Genomic DNA, 22,983 nt, shown 5'->3' on the forward strand with positions numbered 1-22,983 from the left:
GAGGATACCCTCGGGTAATAGGACGCGGACTAGGGCTAAATAGGACTCTTGCAATGCATTAAATATTGATTCATTGCAAAACAACCACTTTTTTCTCCGCCCCCCAAGTTTTCGGATTGATCCGCGAAACCGCTGGCTGAGGTAACTGCTCGCAAAGAAGTGAAATGGGTGCGTCAGATCGTAAAAATTGGCGTTAAAAAGAAATTTATCTCCTCCAACCCGATGGAAGGCTTCAAGTGCTCTGGCGGCGATGTAGAGGTAATTCCGCTAGAATTTTGGCAGGTCGAGAAAATCCAGCAAAAGCAATTCAGCGTAGACCGGATTTCTGAGGTTCGTGATGCATTCATTTTCCAGTGCTTTACCGGTTTCGCCTACCAGGATATTTACGATCTGAGTCCAGAAAACGTCGTTCTAGTCGGACCTAAAAAAGAGCTGGCTTGTCAAGCACCGCGGAAAGACAGAGGTCGGCGAAATGGTGCCCATTCTGCCGATCGTCGACCAACTGATATCTAAATACCAGAACCATCCTTACTGTCTTGCCAATCGCAAGTTAATCCCGGTAAACAGCAACTACCGCTACAACGTGTATTTGAAAGACATTGCCCAGCTGTGTGAAATTCGGGATGTTAGTGGAAGTATCAGAAGGCTCGATACACATGACGCCCGACATTTCTTCGCAGATATGATGCTTAACAATGGCGTTCCTCTGGAAGATGTCAGCAAAATGCTAGGCCATCGAAGCATTAGAACAACGATGCGGTACTGTCGAGTGAGAAAGTCGAGGATTAGCGCGAATGTTGCACTAGTGAGGAACAAGTTGTTTACCACGGCAGGTAAGCTCCGGCAAGCGTCGTAACCCTCAGGCGTTCTTGTGCGGTCGGACCCACAAACCGGGCCGCACTGACGAACTATCCAAGTTATAGCCAGAAACTAAGATAAGTTCTAACAAACCGAAGGTCATTTGCACGAACATTGAATTATCCCTTAAATTCTGAATCACCCTGTTATAAAAAGAACCGAGCACTTACTCACCTATTATGCTTGATAAATTAACAAAAAATCTTCTCGGAAAGCAAGCTGGTGGGTAACACAACCCATTTCGTGTGAGATGGTATTACTAACGAACCATTGTACCGCCGGCAGAAAAAGCGACCGCTTTTTCTTGTAAAGCAGCACAATATTATCCCCAAAGGGCGAAATTAAGAGCGCTCCGATGATGGTTATGCGGAATCGTGGAATGAGCATGTACATCTACAATTCTCCATTAGAATTGTAGTATAGCCTGTAAAGTTTAGAGCGTGTTGGGATTTCTTAGATAGGGTTGATTTCTTGGCTTATGGCTCGCAGTATCGATGATAATCTATCTAAGTCAGAGGCTGATACAGCACCGTCTTCATGTAGCAATCGTTGTAAAAAGTACCAATCATCAGCTAATGACCCAACATCGGCATCAGGTTGCCTTGAGAAGTTGGTCCAGTTATCACTACTAATGATCCAGTAGTTGTCTTCCAGTATCGGAGTTTCATCACCTAGAAAATCTATTAGTTTCTGCGCCAAGATTTTTAGGTCTCCTTTTTTAATAATCATCGGCAAATCTTGTTTTTGCTGACAGCCAGCTTGAAAATTGGGAAAAACTGGTAGCGGCGTCATCTTTGCGGTCGCCAAACTACAAAAACGATGACCAAGCAGTATCATTTACTGACGGCACGGGCCGCCCCGCGACTACCAGTGGGCTGTAATTTCGCCTTTTTTTAACCTTAAACGCAAACGCCAACATGATTTGCGCCAGATTGTTAATGCAATTCTTTGGCTGCTACGATCAGGCTGTCAATGGCGAAATCTAACTGATCACTGGCCACATTGGCAGGCCGTCTATTATTACTTTGATCGATGGAAAACGGATGGAACCTTTGAGAAAATTAATTGGGTTCTTAATAAGCTGGATCGAGAACGAGTTGGTAAAAAGAGCTACCCTTCTCTATTATGTATTGATTCACAAAGCGTTAAGCTGAATCCCATGATTTGCGAACATCGGGGGACAGATCCACATAAGCGAATAAATGGCCGCAAACGTCAACTGGTTGTTGATACGCAAGGTCGCTTATGGGTAGCCCAAGTACACACAGCTACCGACGGAGACGGTCCGGCAGCTGTCGCGATGATTAAAACAATACTTTGGGTTGCTGGTGATCGATTAGAAAAAGTATTGGGCGATCAGGCCTATAACGGAGTCTTCGCTAGCGAGTTGGCCAAATGGAGTATCGATTTCAAAAAAGCGACGCGGCCTGAATCATCTCGCGGCTTTGTCCCAGTAGCTAAGCGGTGGGTCGTAGAGCGAACAATTGCCTGGACTAATTATTTCCGACGTGTTGTCAAAGACTATGAGTACACAATATCTTCTTCTGTTAGTTGGCTGTATTTGGCCAATATTCAATTAATGTTACAGCGCGTTCCGAAAGGAGGCCAAATCTAATTTCCCAACACACTCTTAACAATACTTTCTTTTTCTCGCCGGTTTGATCAATCGTCAAAGCGTGAGCTTTAAACTTTATATTCAACAGTTTTAGAGGAAAAGATAACCGTAGCCCAAACTGTCATTTCACTAAACGGAATCATGATAAATTGGTACATAAGTTATATGCATAACATCATCTATCTAGCGACAGATCAAAGCTTCTAAAAATAGCTACTTATTTGGAGATTCTGATTTCAAAATTATTTGAATATGCCGAACACCGCGTGCACTCATTGTATATCTCTCTGCACACTAGCCCATGATTTCACTGTCCATAGGTACAACAATCGACGAAATTCAGTTTTTCCGCTCACCTCTAGCTTGCGAATAATATTCTTCCTGTGTCGTTTAACTGTTTCGAAGGCGATATTCAACGAATCGGCGATTTCCTTACAAGAGTAATCATTGAGAGTCATTAATAGTATCTTGCGTTCTTGTGGAGTCAATTGTGCAACAGCAGGAACGTCGATAGGGGAAGGTAAATTATATCTAGGCGTTAAGGAACTGATAATCATATTATTAAACATTTTGTTAATGAGATAGAGTAGTGATCTAGCATTCAATCGTTTGAATGCTAATAAAAAAAGAATATTAATTAAGCTTAATGTGTTCCAACACATTTGATTGAAAATAGTTCTACAAAGCAAATTCACAGGCGCAATAATTGCAATTACCCCTAGGGGCAATTTAGGAGCAGTTTAGGGTAAGCAAATGCCTTAGAAATGAATAGTTTGCTGCTTTTGGGACAGCTAAAGACAGCCGCACTACTTAGAGCCTGCAATTTTTATTATTTCATCGATACAAAACGCGTTCTTTTGAAGGCGCAGAAGACTAGTTACCATTTCCAATTTTCAGTTCTTTCCTTTATTAATAGACTGATACATTTCCTGGTAAGTTAAGGCTTTGCCTCGGTACTTGTACCCCTAAAACACCCCCAACTTGCCCCTTCCGGGTGATTGAAACCCGACGCGGAGAACCTCAACTTTGTCCTCCAAATAGTGCCTGCCAACACTTGCACTGAGGACATTTTCCAAATTTTTTCCGCGAAGCCTTGCGTATGAATCATCTTTATCGATGGCTGGCCCTGAGTTGGCTGGCTACTACCTCCTATTTGGGCCTGGCACAGACTCCCACGGCCAATTACATTATCAGCCGCACCTACAAGCAGGCTGGCGTTAACGAAAACCTGGCTGGCGCCAACTTTACTGCCACGGCCAATCAGGCTACCAGCCAGGTCTCCTACTTCGATGGGCTTGGCAAGCCGACCCAACATGTAGCCGCTTTTGAAGCAGGGTCTAAGGCTGATATTGTCACAATAACAGAGTATGACGCGTTACAACGACCCGTCAGGACATTTTTACCGACACCGATGAGCTCCAATGGTGGACAACTTCGGGCGGGGGCGGATGTTAAAACCGCAGCTAAGGATTATTACACCAGTTCTACAAAGGTGTCGGCTCCGATTGCAGCTAATGCACAACCGGAAACATTTTCAACTCAAACTTTTTACGAAAGCGCGCCGCTCAACCGGGTCATCGGAAGTAAAGCGCCGGGGGCTACCGGCAATTCCACGCAGTTCCATGGTGTAAACGTAGCCGATGAAGTCAAATACTACCGCGCCAACGGCGCAGCTCTTACCGATATTGAATTGAACAGCACATATGCGGCTGGCGAATTGACTTATACGCGTACTGTTGACGAGGCAGGTGGCAGCGTGACCCAGTACCAGGATCGGCTTGGCCGGATCGTTCTTAAGCGGACACTTACCAGCAAAATTGTTCAGGGCGCAGCCCAGGATATCAATCTGGACACGTATTATGCCTACGATGAGAAAAGTCAGCTTCGGGCAGTACTTCAACCGGGCTATCAAAACGAAGCGGAACTGAGTCGGCACGCATTCCTGTACCGTTACGACGAATACGGACGAGTAGTTGAAAAAAACTGCCTGGCAGCAACGCCGGCAAAATAGATTATATCGGTACCACGGGCTTACCCAAAAGCAGTACCGATGGCCGTGGGCAGAAGTTTTATTATACCTACGACAACCTTAATCGTCAGATCGAGATGGGCCTGTGTAAGGATGGCAACTGCGACACCCCGGAACCGCTGCTGAAGACCTACTACGACAACTACGCATTCACACCCTTTAAAAATTATGCCGCCGAGCCTGGCATGACCGGTGTTGCCTTTGCGCAAACCCCTACGGCCAATCGTATCGGTTTGAATACCGGCCAGTCTGCCAGGGTGTTGCTACCTGGTGGTGATTATGGCCCCTGGTTGCAGACCGTGATCTACTACGATGACAAGCAGCGGGTGATCCAGACACTACGTCAATTGTACGGATTTAGCAGCAGTGCTTTTGAGCGTGTAAGCTATAAGCTGGCATTCGATAGCAAGCCCGAGCAGGAATGGACTACCCAGGAAACCGGCAGTGTAACCTACAAGCTGGCCAAGACGTTTACCTACGATCATGGTGACCGGCTTAGCAAGACCGATGTGATACTTTATGAAGGAGATGTCCAGAAAAAAACTTACACTCAGGCGGAACAGCTTTTTAATGAAGTGGGTCAGATGGGTACTAAATCCCTGCACGCAGGAGTACAAATTCTCGGCTACAAGTACACGCCCAGGGGCTGGCTCGGTAATCAGCAAACAAGCACTGGGCAACCTTTTTCATTAGGTCTGAATTATCAGGACAATGGAAACATCAACAGCTTGTCGTGGGCAACCAAAAGCAATAGTGGCGGAATGAATTTAAGCTACGACAAGTCCAGCCGACTGACGGGGGCCACGGGTACTGGTAATTTCGCGAACTACGACGAATCGCCCATCAGCTACGACGCTAACGGAAACCTGGAAAGCCTGACCCGCAGATACAATAACACGCCCATTGACCAATTAAGCTATCTGTATCGCGGCAATCAATTGCACCGCGTCAACGACTCGCAGGATAATCAGAGCCAACCCGTTAAAGGATTTCTCAACGGAGCCAACGCGGACGACGAGTTTGTCTACGACGGCAATGGAAACCTGGTTCGTGATTTTAACCGGGGTATAGGAAATAGTGCTACCGACGGGATCAATTACAACGTATTGAACCTACCCCGCCGCGTGGTGCGCAACAATCGCACAGTGCAGTACACATATGATGCCAATGGAGTAAAACTTAAGAGTGAAGCTCCGGATAATGTCAATACATACTATGCGGGGACGTTCGAGTATCGCGCAGAGAACAGCTTGTTACGTATTGGTGTAGAAGAAGGCCAGATTGTCAAAGACGGGACAAACTTCCTGCCTCAATACTATCTGCGGGATCATCTGGGAAACGTTCGTTCAGTAATGGATGAGTTTGGCAATGTAGTCCAGGAGACAGAATATTACGCATTTGGGTTAGCGATTTCTAGGACGGCTGGGGCAAATAAGTATCTTTACAACGGGAAGGAGAAACAGCCAGAGACAAACTGGCTCGACTATGGAGCTAGGATGTATGACCCGACGATAGGACGGTGGGGGGTGATTGATCCGTTAACGGATGAGCAAGAGGCTTGGAGCCCATACCACTATACTTATAATAGTCCGGTCAATTATGTCGATTTGTATGGCTTAAGTCCATCTGGCACCATAGCTGAATGTCCGACTTGTCCCGATGATAAAAAATATGATGAATACAGGGATAGTAAATCACTTTTTACATATGACAAAAAAACAGGTATAGTGTTGAATGGAGATGGCACGGGAGCAACTATCTATGGTCAAAGAAATCAAGAATCCACTTTCTCTGGTTGGGGACACCTAATTGGACTCGGCGTTGGGCTGCCGGCTGTTGAAATTCCCAAAAAATGGTTGGGGAAAGCTACCGTAGGTGATGCATCTAAGGTCACTACTCCTATCTCTTATTTAAGCAATAAATTAGCAGAAAGTCAAAGATTACAAAGGCTTCTAGGTTATCGGAATCTGATGTCACAGAGGCTTTTTACCCACACTAGGATGATCAACGGTCAAATGGTCCGTTTTAAAACGAATCTATTAGGCAGGTATGTAGGTAGATGGCTCGGATTTGGTCTTGCTCGGACAAGCTTGGCTATCACAGTATACGATATTCTAGACACGGCAAATACTAATTTTCAGAATATGTCGCTTGAAGACCAAACACAGCTTTTACAAACTGGCCAAATGTCCGGATCCTTCATACCGAATGAGCTCTTGCAACAGCAGCGAGAAATGGTGAAATCTACTAATAATAATTGAAATTGACGTGGAAGAAATGCATAATAAGGTGCTCCAGTTTTTAGAAGAGGTCGCAAGTGTGGATATACGTGATCTTGATGTTGATAGTAGTATAGAATTGGATTTAGGTATCACAGGTGACGATGCTGATGAGTTAATATACTCATTTGCGGAAAGGTTTCGTGTCGATATAAGCGGGTTTGATATTGATAAATATTTTCATTCGGAACCTAGTATATTTTCATTTAGGATTGAGTCGGAGAAAATGAGATTTTCGATTAAGGACTTGATTGTGGCGGCGGGGACAAAAATTCTAACTTAGGTAAAGTTGCTTGGGTTAGTGCTCGTTCCTTACTGGATTTATCTAAGCGTCGACTCCACCCGTAAAGTGCTCTCACGCTCTTTAAACGTGGTTCGTTTGCAGAAAAGAGGCTTTTTGAAGGAACTACAGGGTTTATCAGCCGTTAAAATACAAAGCCCTGACAAGCCACATCGAATGCTTGTCAGGGCTTTTTTGCTGTCCAGCAGGCGCAGGAATTATTGGGCGTAAGCCTACTTGGTTTTAAAATCACGGATGACAGGAAAGTGATATTGTAACAATAACTCCACGAAAAAATGACTATTCCTACACTGTAGCAGATATTCTTTACCAAGAACAAGTAAATGCATTTAGCCCGTGGACTCCGGATGCGTTTGCAATACATGCAACTGGTAGCGTCGGTGGTTTTGGGGGAGAGGCGTCGTTTAGCGCTGGAATTGCCATGGATCCATATGGAATTACCCCATATATTTCCGAAGGTGTTGGTGTTGGACCCTCGCTACCTGGATTTCTTTATCATTTCAGGTGTTGGCACTAGAAAAGACAAATATGGGTATGCCAAGCTCACTTGAATATATAAAGGCGGAAAGTATAGGGATAGGAGGCTCAGGCTTGGCCGGTGTTGGGTTTGTTGGTGGGATCTCGCAATCTGCCTTAAACAATAGAGGTATGTATGAACCTGGACGCGGCTTTAGGGCTTACGGGGTTGGACTGGGGGCTGGACTTGCTTGGGGTGCGAGAGCCAATTTGCATACACACATGCAGCGCTTATTGATTTTAAAACAAGACCCGTAAAATGAAACATGTAACAATTCTTTTGACAATATTTTTCCTATCAGGGTGTTATCAAATAACTTGTAGAGAATTAAAAGAACGTTTGAGGGATCGGGAGTGTAACATTGTTGCATCTTATACTCCAAACGGAGGAAGAGATTTCTATTTAAAGGGGCATGATCCAGTTACAGGCAGACGTTTATTTTATCGAGATCAAGAAGCTTGGTACATTGAGTTTGAGCATAAAATTTCCCCGGGCGACACGGTTGTAAAAATTAAAGGGGAATTGAGATTTTCGATTCACAAAAAAGAAGGTGTACTTGTTTTCCCATTTGAATGCACGGAGCCATTATATCCACCTAAATGAGCGCACAGTCACTGGCATTGCAACCTTTTATTTGAGGAATTTACTAGGCAATATCTTTTTCTGTCACGGAATATCTATAGGGATGGTGTTATCATTAGGTTACTGTCAACATCTTGCGGAATGAACTGGGAATGAATATTCCAAATTTCGATGCTGGCAATAGGGCAATAACCACCCTCTGTCTACATATCAAAAGCCCTCAAAGCCATCCATCAGGACATGCTTTAAGGGCTTCTTATTTCCGTTCACTTTTTACCTCCCTTACAGTTCACCCCGTTTACGAGCTGTTTGAGCGCTTTACAGGGTGGAATCGACGCTTAGATAAACCCATTAAGGCTCGGCCCCGGATTTGGTGGGTATTTCCACCTTTCCATATATTCGCGGACCGCACAGGTTGAACCGTAGTAATGAACTAGGATATGAAATTGCAAAAAGCAAAGGAATTGACTGACCAGATCACTATGGATGATCGTATAAAATGGAACGGTATTCCGAGATACACGCACATCGTTTTTGCACCGATAGCGTACATCGACAACCCTTTCCTCTACTTTGAGAAGATCACATTTCCGGCCAACATCCGGGTCGATTCCTCGTTTGAAGTTGTTTTTTCAAGAGGAAGACGAAGGCGAGCTGATCCCATATGTAGTAACTGCCAAACAAACGTTGGCCGAAACGTTGGAAGACTTTTTGAAAGAAATCAAGTTGTTTTCGGAATACAAGCATTATTTCCATTAATTACAGCGTTCGACGCTGTTAAAGTTTACAATCGTAGTAATTGTGAATTGCTTGAAGATCTGGTAGGCTCCCTGCGGAACAATCACGTTGCCTGTGGAGCTCGGCTAACTGCCGCCGGCCTTCGTGTAATTGAGTAATCGTCACTATATTGGCGGTTGCATTGTTAAGATACTCCTCCTATGTCAAGAAAAATGAGCTGGATAATTGCTATTTTATTATTGGTAGTCGTAGGCCTAGAACCTCTTTATTTGCTGTTTCACTTTAAGCAATCGCCCAGCCGAGAAGATATTTTCTCAAAGATTATCGAGATTCTGGCGACGCCTATTTCGGTTGGACTTATGGCGTTTATTTTAAATTTGGTTATTGCGATGATACCCCTTCGTAACACTGCGTATGCTAATCGATTCAAGAGAATCTTGCCATTTTCGATTTCGGTAATAGCCGTTCTAATAATTGTGTCTTTATTCTAGATAGCCTGGTTGGAAGCGACAACCAAAGAACCGGTATCTCCCGTGCATCTGTTTTAGTGATCTATCCAGTAGCCGTTTTCTTTTTCAGTCTCGTCACATGCCCGCGCAGGGTTCGAGTCGTATTTTCTTGACCTTGTAGCTGGCCATGAAAGATTTCGATTTCCTAATTTGCTATAAGTGTTCATATGGTTCGACGCTGTTAAAGTTTTGATTGGTATTTGTAAAAATATGACCTACTGAAACGATGAAATATGGTCGAACCTTGCTTCGAGTAGTTATCTGGCTCTTTCTGGCTTCGGTGATCGCCGTAACTACATTCCTGTTGTTTGGAATTTATGTGGCTAGTGATCGTTACATTGGGCCATAGATTAACTACCATTTAACTCACAAGCTGGTAGGACTCAAGGGTTCGACTCGTTTAAGTGTTGCTTCATTCTTATATTCGACCATGATTAAAAAAATCTCCTGGGGCATCGTCGGTATTTTAGCTTTTGTATCGTACTGGTTGATTTATCGTGCAAGCGAGTTCCCTGTTGATGAACAGACCGAGTATGCAATAATGTCAGCTATATTCATTATGCTCATCTTAGGAGTGCCAAGTGTTCTAATGGGTGTGTTGATGCTCATCTTCACCGGTCCAATATCGCTTTTCAGACGCATGCTTGACGTTTTACCCATTTTTTTGATTATGGCGCTAGCCCTTTTCATCGCTTTTTGGTTCAAACTCATAGCCATTTAGAGAAAAGAGCAATCTACCCAACATAGGGGTTCGACTCGCTTAAGGTTTAAGATTAATCAGATTGCTATCTTCCTTGCCGGATACCTTCACGCCAAATCGTTTCATTTTCCACATGCATTCCCCGGTTATTACGACGGATGCATACCTAGCAGCTGGTGGCAACAATCCAGCTTCTTCGAGTTGCATTTGCAGGTTGTAGGCAAATTTGATTTTCATTTCGAACGTGAATCCATTGGACTAGGTGTTTAGTTGTTAAGGTTGAATTTTGCCGGAGAATGGCCCAACTGAATAGATAAGTCGGTCGGGTGGCGCCTCATTCATTTTCCTCAGGGCGAATTCCAATACATCTATGATTTTTGCCAAGTATTCGCGGTCAATTTGGATAGAGGAATGCAAGTGCAATTGTGCCGGCCCCCAGCACATTCCGGATACCGATCTCTTTCCGTCGCTGCTCGGCCAGGAAGAAACCAAACCGAAATGATCAAGGCTGCTGATAAATATCGCCAGTGAGGTAAAGATTGAAGCGAGGATTATGCATTTTGCGTTCCAAACGGGGAAAGGTGGCGGTGTAAACCAAAGTTTCCGTGAAATAGAAGACTTTGAACCAATTACATTACATTCTCAAAATCTAATTTCATGATCAAAGAATCGGGTTGGCGTATCGCCGTCATTTTGATCTTAGCCTATCTCCTGGAAACATTGATGATGCCGTTGGTCGAAAGCCCGAGCGATGATGGGGTTTTGGAACATGTTTATAACTTGATCCTGGCTATCTTTTCGGTGTGGCTGGTAGCGGTAGCCGCATTGGCACTCACTCATTTAATATCGATTTGGCGATTTTCGGAACAATCCTACCGGCAGAGGATCCTGGTCGGTTGGCCAATCTGCTTTTCCTGCCTGATGCTTGTCCTCGTTCTTTTTACGGCAATGGCTTTTACCCTAGAATAAACCGAGATGAAGAGGAAAATCCAGGCATAGGGCAAAGCGATATTTTACTGGATTTGCTCGCTTCTGCAATTTATCTGATCGAAAAGTTCGTGTTGCTTACCATTGATATTCGAAAACAGAAACGTTGACAGAACTAGTAGCTAGCACCGCCGTACCCCCACCCCGGATCCTTCTGGCGGTGTCACACAGCGGTGTTCAGCATCAGGCCTGAGATGCTCAAAAGGCACATTTTTCAAAACATAACATAAAAGTTACGGTCTCCGAATAGTCTTTGCTTCGGGGGAAGTAGTATGCTGTACAGACTAAAGTAATTAATCAAAAGTAAGATGTTCTCCTTTCGGGCGAAAGAATTGATCGACAGGCTGGTGGAAAACAAGATCTCCCAGGAGGAGTTGGCTGAACTGCTGGCAGGCATCACCAACGAAAAAGAACAGAAACTGTATTCGGATGCTTTGGAGATTTATTTCAACCGGTTGTTGAATGAGAATTCTCCGAATGACGATTCCCCTACCCGGGAATCCTAGTACGTAGACCCAGAAATTAAAACCGTTATCCAATCAATAATATGTATTCAGCTTTAATTTTTCGTGATTTTTTGCTTCGCACACGCTTAGCCATTGTATTAGCTGTGGTCATGGCCTGTGCAGCCGAGGCACAGGTAGTGAGAGGGAAAGTCACCTCAAAGGAGGATGGCACAGCTATGCCGGGTGTCAACATCGTCGTTAAAGGTACCCAGACGGGAACCTCATCGGACGCTTCCGGCGCATATTCGCTCGACGTAGGACCGGGAAGCCCAACGCTCGTTTTTTCGTTTGTGGGCTACCTGCAGGAAGAAGTTGAAGTAAATGGCCGCAGTATAATCGATGTGGCAATTACTCCCAGCGCAGAGAATTTAAAGGAGGTTGTAGTGACAGCCCTCGGTATCAGCCGGGAATCCAAAAAACTGGCTTACGCAGTGAGTAATATCAAAAGCGAAGACATCGTACGGGCCGGTAACCCGAACCTGATGAAGTCGCTGGACGGCAAGGTTTCCGGGGTTAACCTCACCAGCCTGAGCAGCGACCCAACGTCTTCGGTGCTGGTCAACATCCGCGGAACGACGGCTATGCCGACAACGGGCGACGGTGGAGCGAACGTGGCTTTGAAGGGTCAGCCGCTCTATGTGATTGACGGTATCCCCGTAGGGAACCAGACATTCACCGCCAAAGACGGCGTCGACTTCGGTAATATCCTTTCGCAGTTGAACCCCAACGACATTGCATCCGTCACCATCCTGAAAGGCGGCAGCGCGGGCGCATTGTACGGCGCGGAAGGCGGTAACGGTGTGGTGATGATTACAACCAAATCGGGCAAGGGTGGCAAAAAAGGTCTGGGCGTCTCGTTCTCGAGCATGGCGACCGTCGAAAAACCTTATCAGTTCATCGACAGTCAGATGGAGTTTGGCCAGGGAGAGCGTGCCTACGAATGGCAATATGACAATACCGACACCTGGGGACCTAAGCTCGATGGCAGTTTCACGTCCAATTACTGGGATGTAAAATCAAAGAGCTGGCAGAATGGCCCAATGGTTTCCTCGCGCGAAAACCGCGTAAAAGCGTACTTGCGCACGGGTAGCACATTCTCTAACAACGTCGCCGTGACGGGTAATTACGACAAAGGTTCTTTTCGCCTGTCATTGTCGAATATGACCAACAACAGTGTTATGCCGAATACGAAAACCCAGCAAAAATCGGTCGATTTCAATTCGCAATACAATATTACCAACCGCTTGTCGGTAACGGTAAGTGCGCGGTACATCAATACTTTCAACCCGAACAAGTCCAACACGACCGGTTCGAACAGCGTGCTGAACAGCCTTTTGTTCAATATGCCGAGTAACCTGCAACCGCTGTCGGATATGAAAAGCTACTGGCTCGACGGCTTCGAAGGCTCATTGCAAAATGGCGCGATCATGAAGGACGACGGCAAATCGGTAGCAGAAAACAACCCCTGGTGGACGACTTATGAGAAAATACACCGTTTTGGTCGTGACAACTACTTCGGCAAGCTGCAACTGAACTGGCAGTTCAACGACAACCTCTCCCTCCTGCTCCGTACCGGAATGGAAAATGTAAAAGAGAATTACGAGCTCCGTAAGTCGTGGGGCGAAAAAGGCGATCCTTTCGGCCAATATGTACAGGGCAGCAACAGCAGCGTCGAAGCCAACACCGATGCGATCCTGACTTACAGCAAGAATTTCGGAAAACTGTCGATGACGTTGGCCGGTGGTGGTAACTATCGATTTACCAATGCCAGCAGCATGGAAATCACCGGCAACGACCTGAACTCGCCTTCATTGTTTACTTTGGCAAACATCAAAGCGGGAACTATGACAGTCGCCGGCGACCCGTTCCTGACCAGCAAATCGGTCAGCGCTTACGGAACTGCGACATTCGGCTGGGATGAGAAATTGTTCCTTGATGTGACGGGCCGTAATGACTGGAAGGGTATTCTGGCCGAAGAAAAGATCCACTACTTCTACCCCTCCGCTTCATTGAGCTGGCTGGCTTCGGAGACGTTCAAATTGCCGGAAGCATTCAACCTGCTTAAATTCCGCGTCGGCTTGGCGGATGTGGGTAACGGTCTGACCAGACAGCGGTCTATCGACACCTATTCCTACGATCCCAGCCCATGGGGCGCGATCAACACCGTCAGCCTGAAAGCGAGCATTGTGGACCCGAACATCAAAGCCCAGCACTCGGTTACCCAGGAAGCGGGTGTGGACCTGTGGCTTTTGCAAAACAAAATCAAATTTGACTTTACTTATTTTGTCAAAACACAAAAGAACCAGATCGACAACATTCCTTTGGTACAGGGTACAGGCTATACCGGCTTGCTGACCAACATCGGCGATGTGCAGAGCAAGGGTTACGAATGGGGTCTGACGCTGACGCCGGTAAAAACGAAGGATTTCAACTGGGACATTTCCGGTAGCTTCACGCATTACAAGGCTACCATCACACGCCTGTCCGACAGCTTCGCCCCTAACGGCTATGTGTTTGCCAGCTATGACGGAAAAACCAAAGTAAAAATTGCCAAAGGCGAAACCATCGGGAATATCTACGAAGAAAACCCCGTACTGCGCGTGAAAACCGGTAAATATGCCGGAATGCCTTTGCTCGACAACGAGCAGGGGAAAATCCAGGCTTCTTCCGACGAGCGCGACCGCGGCAAGCTGGGGAACTTCAACCCCGACTTTATCCTCGGCTTGAATACCACCCTGCGTTACAAGCAATTTACATTGAACATGGTAGGTAGCCTGCGGAAGGGCGGCAAATACGTTTCCGTCAACCAGCAATACCTCGAATCCAACGGACGCGCAACGACTACCCTGGGTTCGGGCGACAATAACCCATGGTGGGTAGGCGGCCGTGATGCCGAACATGGCGGTATGGTATGGCCGGCGGCAGGCGCGAGCCAGTATGAGGCGATCAATGCGAACAACGATGACAAACGCTCTGATTTCCAGGATGCCAGCTATGTGAAAGGCGTTTTCCTGAACCCGAACTACGAAGGCGACCCGAAAGATGCGAAGGATTCGGACTACATTGTGAACGGTGCCGATCCTAAGAATACATTCTATGACTTCCCTTACAATGGATACGGGGACATCATCTGGAATTTCAGCGCGACACGTACGTATGATGCGACCAACTTTAAAATGAAAGAGATTTCATTGGCTTACACATTGCCATCCGCATTGACCCGTGCCTACAAGCTCAACAATGTGACGCTGGCATTAGTGGGAAGAAACGTGTTCCAGTGGAACAAGTCCGGACGTCACGAGGATCCAGAGTCGGCATTTTCAGGCGTAGGGACCAGCCAGGGCATTCTGCGGGCGACATTGCCGAGTATCCGCTCTTATGGTGTCAAGCTGACTCTTGATTTTTAATTACCCATTCCATTCAAAACTGACATGAAATCGATCAAAATATTTGCCATTGCAGCCATCGCAGGACTTTTTGCATGTTCCGACGACGAGCTGCGAACTTATGACGCTCTTCAGAAAAAAGACGCTGTTGAGTCGGTGAACGATCCTTATCTACTGGCTTCGATCATCAAGCGGACCACATTGTTTTACCAGAAAATGGGCTATGATACCCGCGTCCTGCCGGGTGCTGTACAGCATATGGAAAGCAATTACCAGAGCGGCGACAATTTTTACAATGCATTCCGGGCGCCCATCACCGATATGTACACGGCAATGGACATCCTGAAACTGATCGACGGATCGATCGGTCTGGCGGAAACGCGCAATTCGAAAACACACCAGGGAATTTTCCGCGTGTTCAGAGTGCTTTTGTTTTCCTATATGACTGATTTCTATGGCGACGTCTACTATTCCCAGGCTCTCAAAGCCCGCGAAGGCATTCTATATCCGAAATATGACAAGCAAGCGGATATTTACACAGGCTTGCTCAAAGAGCTGGATGATGCCAATGCCCTGATAGACGCCGGAACGGAACCTGTTTCGGAAAGCTATGACTTGATGTTCGGCGGTAACAAGGATAAATGGAAGAAATTTTCGAATTCCCTGAAACTTCGTCTTACCATGCGCGCCTCGGGCAAGCTGAGCGACGCAGGCGCGCGTCTGACAGCGCTTGCAAGCGCGCCATTGCTATCGGACCCGACTGAAAATGCCTCCATCGGCTATATCGGGACCCTGGGCGGCGATAATAGCAATTCCTGGACGGGCGGCCCGTTGAACTGGGGGACTATCGACAACTTCGATACCCGCAGACCTTGTAAGACGCTGATCGACAAACTTACCGAACTGAACGACCCACGTATGCAAGTATGGTTCGCACCGGTGGAAAAACCCTGGACCAGCGACCGCGCCAAGAACGGTCAGACTTTCACGACCACCGACCCGAATGGCTATACCTACACTTCAACCTGGGAGTATATCGACCGCAAAAACAAGGACATCGCAGCCTACGCGACCAAAGACATCCTGCTCGATTCCAATAAGGTATATGTAGGTTTTGTAGCAGGTATGCTCGCCGACTGGAAAAACGGGAACGGGCATTACGACGTGGCTGCGGGCGGCGCAGTTGGTAATTTCAAAGTATCGAAATTTTCAAAACTGTTCCGCGAAAACAAACACGCGTTGCTGAAAGCGCAGATTATGAATAGTGATGAGGTTCAATTCATCCTCGCAGAGGCAGCCGCAAAAGGCTTGATTTCCGGTAGTGCTGATACTTACTATCGCAAGGGCATTACCAACTCGCTCCTGCGCTGGGGTGTCAGCCAGGATGCAGTCGCCAAATATCTGGCCCAACCCGGCATTGCGCTGCCTTCGGATAAAGCCGGTCAACTTGCCAAAATTGCGGATCAAAAATGGATCAGCTTGTTCCTGGTGTCGTCCGAGGCATATCTCGACCTGCGCCGCACCCGCTTGCCTAACATCTTCAACAATGGCCGTTTGAACGGGTTTCAGTTCCCCGAGCGCTATCGTTATCCGGGCAACGAGCTGGGTCAAAACAAAGAAGCCTACGACCTTGGTGTCGGAACGCTTTCGCCGGCCGTCGACGACCAGTTCTCTAAAATGTGGTTACTGCAATAAATGCATTGTTGCATTCTTCGATGCCCGCGAGCGTATGCTCGTGGGCATTTTCTTTGGCCTTTATAAACATGCGAGAAGATGATGCAAAACATATACCGTTCAACAGTTTTTATGCAATTTTGATTTTGAGATCATATTCATCCAATATCCTAAACCTATAAACCATGTTCCTGGGAAGCATCATCCATCTAATCATCTGGCTCTCTGCATTTTGGATCGCGCCGTTTTCTGTTTCAGATAATGAAACCGTTTTGGGCCGGGGAAGTCAACCTGCCATCACCATAGACAAGCTTGGCACAATACGGGTTGTTTACGGGGTAAAAGATGGACAGGATCGAAAGATCTATTTTGTCAGTTCAACCGACGATGGTCGCACTTTCTCAAAACCCGAACTGATAGGCAGTTTCCCTCAGATGGGACTGGGCATGGGCCGTGGCCCGCAAATGGCCACCACCAAAGATTATACCGTTATTACCGTCGGCGACCACCGGGGCGGCCTATATTCAATCAGCACCAAAAATGGCGCCGGCAGCTGGACGGCGCCCCGCAAAATCAATGACGCGGACACTACCGCCAAGGAGGCCCTTTCCGGTCTGGGTGCCGGTCAAAACAACGAGCTGTACACCGTCTGGCTCGATACCCGGCTAGGCAACAATACGCTTTTTGGCGCTCGGTCCAACGATGGAGGGCTTTCCTGGTCCAGGAGCCGGCTGGTTTACAAGGGTGAAGAGAACGGGGTCTGCGACTGCTGCAAACCATCGATCCGTATGGGCAACAATGGCGTGGCCCATGTGATGTTCCGTAACAAGCTCGAAGGTGCCCGTAACATCTATCTGATCAAATCCCACGGCGACAGCCTGGGCACGCCCCAAAAGCTGGGAAACGGCAATTTTATGATCAATGCATGCCCGATGGATGGTGGCGACATCAGCATCGATGAGAAGGACGATATTGTTACCGTCTGGCGCAGACAGAATGAAATCTTCCTTTCCCGGCCTGGAAAAGAAGAAGTTAAATTAGGAGAAGGACGTACCCCGGTGGTCGCTCGCACTGGCTCCGGGCCGCTGGTCGTTTGGGAGCAACAAGGAACGTTGAACCTTTGGACTGCGCACAACTCCAAAACGGTCTCTTTAACAAAGGGCCAATACCCCAAACTAGCGCTCAGCGACGACCGCAAGGCTGTGTTTTGCGTTTTTGAGCGTGAAGGCCAGATCGCACTTACCCGAATTCCGCTTTGACAAAGATGCATTTATATTGAATTTCGAGCGCAGGTCAAACTTATGACTGTGGAAGTATTTATTTTATTACTTATAAGGTTATATGAACTTGATTTTTTTAGGACTCCCTCGTAGTACTTCAATTCGAGTGTTATATACGAACGGCATTATGCCGATTCTCCGATTGTCAGACCAACCTATATCTTCCAAAATTTCACGAGGCGCCATTTTATCTCTTTCCGATTTCTCTGGTAGGCAATTCGTCGAGGATGTTGTCGTCGAAACAACTACTCTTCCCTCACGTATTTCAATCTTACTGAGCAGTATTCGGTAGCAATTTCATCCGTTGATATCTGAGTGATCTTATAGTGTTCCGGGCATGGCACACTTGTCATACCCGTACAATTCATGGTGGTAGGAACCGGGGCTTGTGGCTTTATTTCTATCAACTGACCATTTAGCAGGTAGATATTCGGAGTGCTGCATGTCTGTTTTCCATTTTCTTCAAGCATTACGCCATCGAAGCGAAAAATGATCACCCTTGACAATTCCTTAGGTATAGAACCTGTGACAATCGAATCACCCATAAATTGGGTGTATTCCACGGTTCGCCATTTACCTACAATGCCCGAAATCTCCTGAGGTATTTCAGGCACTTCCTTTTTACAATTGGTAGTTGCAAAGCCAAGTAAAATCAAGAGTACGCCTCGGTTCATAAATATCAATTTCTCTAAAAAAGGGATTTACGCAAATATCGAATGGTTTTAGCCCAAACGGACTGGAAAAATCTCCTGGCAATTTCCTACGAACTTTGGGTAAAAACAAACCAAGAGCAAAGTTGCGCGCATACTTAATAGGTTAAGAGTTGGTTACAATAGTTATATTCGCTAGGCCAATGTCTTATTACCCAATTACTAACTACTCATCTCTATTGTACACAAAAAAATTGCCAATGAAAAAACTCTATCAGTACCTCTTTCTTCCTCTGCTCGCATTCTGTATTTGGGCCCTTCAAAAAAATGATCGTTTTTTCCCTTCCGGGAAAAGTTCAGACAAATTTTCTTCTCAAACTACAACTGCAAAAAATAATGTCCTGCTCCCCGACAGTGCTGCTATCCGCAACATCAGGAATGTGATTGCCAGTCGGGAATACCATGTTACTTACGACAATCAGACGCGTAGCTTCCAAAGTCCCAACCGCAGGCAAAACCTGCGCGCTACCTACGAGCCCGGCGCTCTCACAATCCGGAAACGCGTCGATTCGACCCACTCGGGATTTACGGTAAAACTCTTGAATAAGGGGGTATTCGCGGACGACAAACTGCTGTATGCCGTGGCGCCGCAGAGTGCTGTTACGCATTCGGAAAACAAGGTTGTGATCGATCATGGCCATTTTTCGGAAGAATTTATCAATAGCGAAGAAGGCATTCGCCAGAACTTCATCGTTGAACAGGCACCTGAGGGTGTAAAGTCGCTGGAAGTGAAATTGATCGTTTCCGGTGCGACCGTGCGTGATTTGGGGCAAAACGAGCTTCATTTTGTAACCGGCACCGGGAAGGCCGGTCAGCCAGAGGAGCTTGTATACAATGGCTTAAAATGCTGGGATGCCGATGGTAAAATACTCGATGCTGCACTCGCCTACGTCAACAACCAGATTGAAATTAAAGTCGGGGTGGAAAACGCGAGCTTTCCCGTAACGATCGACCCATTAACCAATAGCGGGCCGGTTGGCGCGAATAAGATGCTTGAAATACACCAGTACTATGCCTGGATGGGTTACTCCGTTTCCACTGCCGGCGATGTGAACGGAGATGGATACAGCGATGTGATCGTGGGTGCGCCCAAGTATGACAATGGCCAGGCCGACGAGGGGGCCGCATTCGTGTTTCCGGGAACAGCGGCGGGCATCAGTCTTGCGGCAAAGATCCTGCAAAGCAATCAGGTTAATGCCCAGGCGGGTACGTCGGTGTCGACCGCAGGGGATGTAAACGGCGATGGTTACAGCGACGTGCTCGTAGGTGCTCCTTATTATGATGCCGGACAAACCGACGAAGGCGCCGTATTCGTGTACCTCGGCAGTGCTGCCGGGCTGAATACAAATCCTGCGAAAATTCTGGAAATTAACCAGACCGAGGCCAACTTCGGTATTTCCGTGGCGATGGCCGGGGATGTCAATGGTGACAGGCGTAGCGATATCCTGGTCGGTGCACATCGGTATGACAATGGACAATTGAATGAAGGCGCGGCTTTCCTTTATTATGGCAATGCGGTCAGTGTAGGCGCAGGTGCGGTGGCGCTGGAAGCTAATCAGGCGGGTGCTATGATGGGTTATTCCGTGTCTTCCGCCGGTGATCTGAATGGCGACGGATATACGGATGTGATGGTTGGTGCGCGGTTGTATTCGAACGGGCAGGCCTACGAAGGTGCCGTTTTTATTTACAGAGGAAGCGCCTCGGGGCTGATCAAAGATAACCCTCAGCGGCTGGAATCCGACCAGGTTGATGCACGCTTCGGTCACTCGCTTGCCGCGGCAGGCGATGTCAACGGCGATCATTATGCCGATATCATTATAGGCGCATACTTATATGATGGCACACAGGAAAACCAAGGCGCGGCATTCCTGTATTTCGGGCTCGGTGTTGGAGACCAGAGTGGGCGTAAGACGATGATTACGCTGAATCAGCGGGAAGCACAATTTGGATGGGCAGTCGCCGGAGCGGGTGACGTGAATGGCGACGGCTTCGCCGATTTTATGATTGGAGCGCGGTATTACGACAATGAAAAAAATAATGAGGGAGGTGCATTCATCTATTATGGAGGTCTTTCCGATGACTACTCCTGGTCCGATGTGATGATCACCGGCCAGCAACAGGACGCCTGGCTGGGCTCGGCGCTTGCTCCGGCAGGCGACGTGAATGGCGACGGTTACAGCGACCTGATCATCGGTGCATATACCTACGACAACGGACAAACCGACGAAGGCCTCGCTTTGATTTATCACGGTGGAGGCTTGCCGGGCAACGAAACATCCGGGACATCGCTGGTCGGTTCGGCACCTTCGGAGCGGTTCGGATCGATGGTGGCCGGCGCGGGTGACATCAATGGAGATGGATTAGATGACGTACTGATCAGTGCGCCGGGAACAAATCCGGCGGCGGCGGGAAGAACCCTCGTTGCTTACGGCTCCGAGGCTGGTATCGGGAACTCCCATATCGTTTCGAAAATACTCGAATTTGGACGCGCTGTGGCAGGCGCAGGCGATATCAACGGCGACGGCTACGCCGATATCATCATTGGGAACCCCAATTACACCAACACCGGAAACGGCGGTGAGGCAAGAATCTACTATGGCAGCCCCACAGGCCTTGATTCCATAAACTACGTCACACTGACAGAGCCGAGCAATGGTTCTCTGTTCGGAATTGCGGTATCCGGCGCCACCGACCTGAACGGCGACCACTATGCCGATGTCGTGATCGGCGCACCGAAGTATAAGGTGGGCAACGAGGTAAGAGGAGCTGCGTTCGTTTACTATGGCTCAGCAAACGGACTGATCACCACTCCCAAGATCCTCCTTGGAAAAAGCATCAATGCCAGCATGGGCGCCGCCGTAGCGGGCCTGGGTGATACCAACGGCGACGGATTCGACGACCTGATCGTAGGGGCACCCACAACGAGTATTCCTGCCGTGGAAACCGGCGCTGCCTGGGTCTATTACGGATCTGCGAGCGGCGTCGATAATTCTACCACCCTCCTTAAGGCTGACTATGGCAACATTCATTTCGGCACTTCCGTGGCCGCTGCGGGTGACGTTAACGGAGATGGTTTTTCCGATGCCGTGGTAGGTATCCCGGGCTGGGAAATTTCAAAATCGGGTGCCATCGCGGTGTACTTCGGTCAATCGGTTGGCTTGCAAGAGACATATAAGCAATTCCATTACGGCTCACTTAGTGATACGGGTTTTGGAACATCGGTATCCGGCGCAGGGGATCTCAACGGCGATGGTTACAGTGACCTGATCATAGGTTCGCCAGCCTACTCTAGCATGCAGTTACAGATTGGCCGTTTTACTATTATTCCGGGTAACTACCCCGGAGCGAACGGCCCCGGCACCGTTACCGGCTGGGTAGCAGCCGGCGCCTATACAATGGACCAAATGGGCACTTCGGTATCCTGTGCGGGCGACGTGAATGGCGACGGATTTTCGGATATTATCGTCGGCATACCGGGATTCGACACGCCGACCGCTCAGGATGTCGGAAAGGTTCGAACCTATTTCGGTGGCGGAGAATATACCTCGGGAAACAAACAATCTTATCCCCCGGCGAGGCAGGGCCATCTTACGATTTACAACGCCGGCTCGCTCACACCCTATGCGCCAGGCCTGCCCGGCCAGGATGCACAACCAACGTTCGACATCAATCTGGTCATTAAGTCCTTCCTGGGAGGGACCAAGCTCAAGGTGGTTTGGGAAACCAAAAATCCTTCGCAACCATTTTCAAGAGTTCCCAACACATCTGTCGCCAATAGTGTACAATTTACAGGGTCGACACCGGATTATGTCGATCTGGGTAACTCTTTTGGCAATAAAAATATCATCGCATCTGTAACCAAACTTTCAGGGGGTACGAAAGTAAGAGCGCGGGTGAAATACGACCCGGTACTCGCAATAACCGGCCAGATGTACGGCCCGTGGCGCTACCCTTCTACATTGGTATCAGGGAAAAGCGTTTCTCCGCCACCGCAGGAAATGGTATCCAGCCTACGCATGGCCGCTGAAATGGTGCAAAAGGCAGAAGAAAGTGTTTCTATCTACCCGAATCCCGCAAGCGAGCGGCTGTTCATCCGTTCCAATTCGCAAAATGCAATCACGGGTATCAGACTGATAACCGCCAGCGGGACGGCCATTTACAGTGCAGGAAAGGCCCAAACGGAAATTGATCTGAAAGGCATAGCCCCGGGCATGTACGTGCTTGTGACAAAGCACGCCGACGGATCCGAATTATCCCATAAAGTGGCGATCAGGAAATAGATAGCCCCGGTTCGCCTATCGATGAATGCCAG

18 protein-coding genes and 1 pseudogene are annotated in these 22,983 nt (G+C 47.7%); 15 read left to right on the forward strand and 4 right to left on the reverse strand.

Annotation, left to right across the window (positions count from 1 at the left end; all coding sequences use genetic code 11):
* The first annotated feature begins 168 nt into the window (after positions 1 to 168).
* Positions 169 to 513 (forward strand): hypothetical protein, encoded by a 345-nt coding sequence (locus J7619_RS29355; RefSeq protein ID WP_291207739.1) that lies wholly within the window; start codon positions 169 to 171, stop codon positions 511 to 513.
* Complete coding sequence (locus J7619_RS29360) at positions 473 to 856, forward strand: tyrosine-type recombinase/integrase (RefSeq protein WP_291207741.1); 384 nt, start codon at positions 473 to 475, stop codon at positions 854 to 856. The genes J7619_RS29355 and J7619_RS29360 overlap by 41 nt, the downstream gene beginning before the upstream one ends.
* A gap of 455 nt (positions 857 to 1,311) precedes the next feature.
* Here the strand turns inward: J7619_RS29360 and J7619_RS29365 are convergent, their stop codons facing one another.
* Entirely contained in the window at positions 1,312 to 1,695 is a 384-nt protein-coding gene (locus tag J7619_RS29365; protein ID WP_291207743.1) for a hypothetical protein, read from the reverse strand.
* Positions 1,696 to 1,732: 37 nt separating this feature from the next.
* On the opposite strand from J7619_RS29365, the pseudogene J7619_RS29370 reads away from it, so the two are divergent.
* Positions 1,733 to 2,473: pseudogene (locus J7619_RS29370) on the forward strand (IS5 family transposase); the annotation flags it as partial.
* 272 nt (positions 2,474 to 2,745) lie between these two features.
* Here the strand turns inward: J7619_RS29370 and J7619_RS32335 are convergent.
* Positions 2,746 to 3,135: a helix-turn-helix transcriptional regulator gene (locus tag J7619_RS32335; protein ID WP_409012780.1), complete on the reverse strand. Its 390-nt coding sequence runs from the start codon at positions 3,133 to 3,135 to the stop codon at positions 2,746 to 2,748.
* A 437-nt stretch (positions 3,136 to 3,572) separates the two neighbouring features.
* Here J7619_RS32335 and J7619_RS29375 point away from each other — a divergent pair, with 437 nt between their 5' ends.
* The 6 genes from J7619_RS29375 to J7619_RS29400 all read left to right on the forward strand — a co-directional run bounded on the left by J7619_RS29375 (position 3,573) and on the right by J7619_RS29400 (position 10,149).
* Complete coding sequence (locus tag J7619_RS29375; protein WP_291207747.1) at positions 3,573 to 4,484, forward strand: DUF6443 domain-containing protein; 912 nt, start codon at positions 3,573 to 3,575, stop codon at positions 4,482 to 4,484.
* Between the two features lie 95 nt (positions 4,485 to 4,579).
* On the forward strand, positions 4,580 to 6,763 hold the full coding sequence (locus J7619_RS29380; RefSeq protein ID WP_291207749.1) for an RHS repeat domain-containing protein: 2,184 nt from the start codon (positions 4,580 to 4,582) through the stop codon (positions 6,761 to 6,763).
* Positions 6,764 to 6,779: 16 nt separating this feature from the next.
* Positions 6,780 to 7,064, forward strand: coding sequence for a DUF1493 family protein (locus J7619_RS29385; protein ID WP_291208164.1), 285 nt, complete (start codon positions 6,780 to 6,782; stop codon positions 7,062 to 7,064).
* Between the two features lie 793 nt (positions 7,065 to 7,857).
* Entirely contained in the window at positions 7,858 to 8,202 is a 345-nt protein-coding gene (locus J7619_RS29390; RefSeq protein WP_291207751.1) for a hypothetical protein, read from the forward strand.
* A gap of 552 nt (positions 8,203 to 8,754) precedes the next feature.
* A complete protein-coding gene (locus J7619_RS29395) occupies positions 8,755 to 8,940 on the forward strand; it encodes a hypothetical protein (RefSeq protein ID WP_291207753.1) in 186 nt (61 codons plus the stop codon).
* Positions 8,941 to 9,858: 918 nt separating this feature from the next.
* Complete coding sequence (locus J7619_RS29400) at positions 9,859 to 10,149, forward strand: hypothetical protein (RefSeq protein ID WP_291207755.1); 291 nt, start codon at positions 9,859 to 9,861, stop codon at positions 10,147 to 10,149.
* 39 nt (positions 10,150 to 10,188) lie between these two features.
* On the opposite strand, the gene J7619_RS29405 is transcribed toward J7619_RS29400, so the two are convergent.
* A complete protein-coding gene (locus J7619_RS29405; RefSeq protein ID WP_291207757.1) occupies positions 10,189 to 10,365 on the reverse strand; it encodes a hypothetical protein in 177 nt (58 codons plus the stop codon).
* 420 nt (positions 10,366 to 10,785) lie between these two features.
* Between J7619_RS29405 and J7619_RS29410 the strand changes: the two genes are divergently transcribed.
* From J7619_RS29410 to J7619_RS29430, 5 genes are all read left to right on the forward strand, one after another.
* Positions 10,786 to 11,097 (forward strand): hypothetical protein, encoded by a 312-nt coding sequence (locus tag J7619_RS29410; RefSeq protein WP_291207759.1) that lies wholly within the window; start codon positions 10,786 to 10,788, stop codon positions 11,095 to 11,097.
* 326 nt (positions 11,098 to 11,423) lie between these two features.
* Entirely contained in the window at positions 11,424 to 11,621 is a 198-nt protein-coding gene (locus J7619_RS29415; protein WP_291207761.1) for a hypothetical protein, read from the forward strand.
* A gap of 41 nt (positions 11,622 to 11,662) precedes the next feature.
* Positions 11,663 to 15,028 (forward strand): SusC/RagA family TonB-linked outer membrane protein, encoded by a 3,366-nt coding sequence (locus J7619_RS29420; protein ID WP_291207763.1) that lies wholly within the window; start codon positions 11,663 to 11,665, stop codon positions 15,026 to 15,028.
* Between the two features lie 24 nt (positions 15,029 to 15,052).
* Positions 15,053 to 16,702 (forward strand): SusD/RagB family nutrient-binding outer membrane lipoprotein, encoded by a 1,650-nt coding sequence (locus tag J7619_RS29425; RefSeq protein WP_291207765.1) that lies wholly within the window; start codon positions 15,053 to 15,055, stop codon positions 16,700 to 16,702.
* A gap of 164 nt (positions 16,703 to 16,866) precedes the next feature.
* The gene (locus J7619_RS29430) at positions 16,867 to 17,940 is read left to right on the forward strand and encodes a sialidase family protein (RefSeq protein ID WP_291207767.1); all 1,074 of its coding nucleotides are present in this window, start codon (positions 16,867 to 16,869) and stop codon (positions 17,938 to 17,940) included.
* A gap of 266 nt (positions 17,941 to 18,206) precedes the next feature.
* Here the strand turns inward: J7619_RS29430 and J7619_RS29435 are convergent, their stop codons facing one another.
* Positions 18,207 to 18,635, reverse strand: coding sequence for a hypothetical protein (locus tag J7619_RS29435; RefSeq protein WP_291207769.1), 429 nt, complete (start codon positions 18,633 to 18,635; stop codon positions 18,207 to 18,209).
* A gap of 236 nt (positions 18,636 to 18,871) precedes the next feature.
* On the opposite strand from J7619_RS29435, the gene J7619_RS29440 reads away from it, so the two are divergent.
* Positions 18,872 to 22,951, forward strand: a complete 4,080-nt coding sequence (locus J7619_RS29440; protein WP_291207771.1) for an FG-GAP-like repeat-containing protein — start codon at positions 18,872 to 18,874, stop codon at positions 22,949 to 22,951.
* The last annotated feature ends 32 nt before the right edge of the window (positions 22,952 to 22,983 follow it).

Origin of the sequence: Dyadobacter sp., assembly GCF_017744695.1 — a bacterium.
In the GTDB taxonomy this organism is placed as follows: domain Bacteria; phylum Bacteroidota; class Bacteroidia; order Cytophagales; family Spirosomataceae; genus Dyadobacter.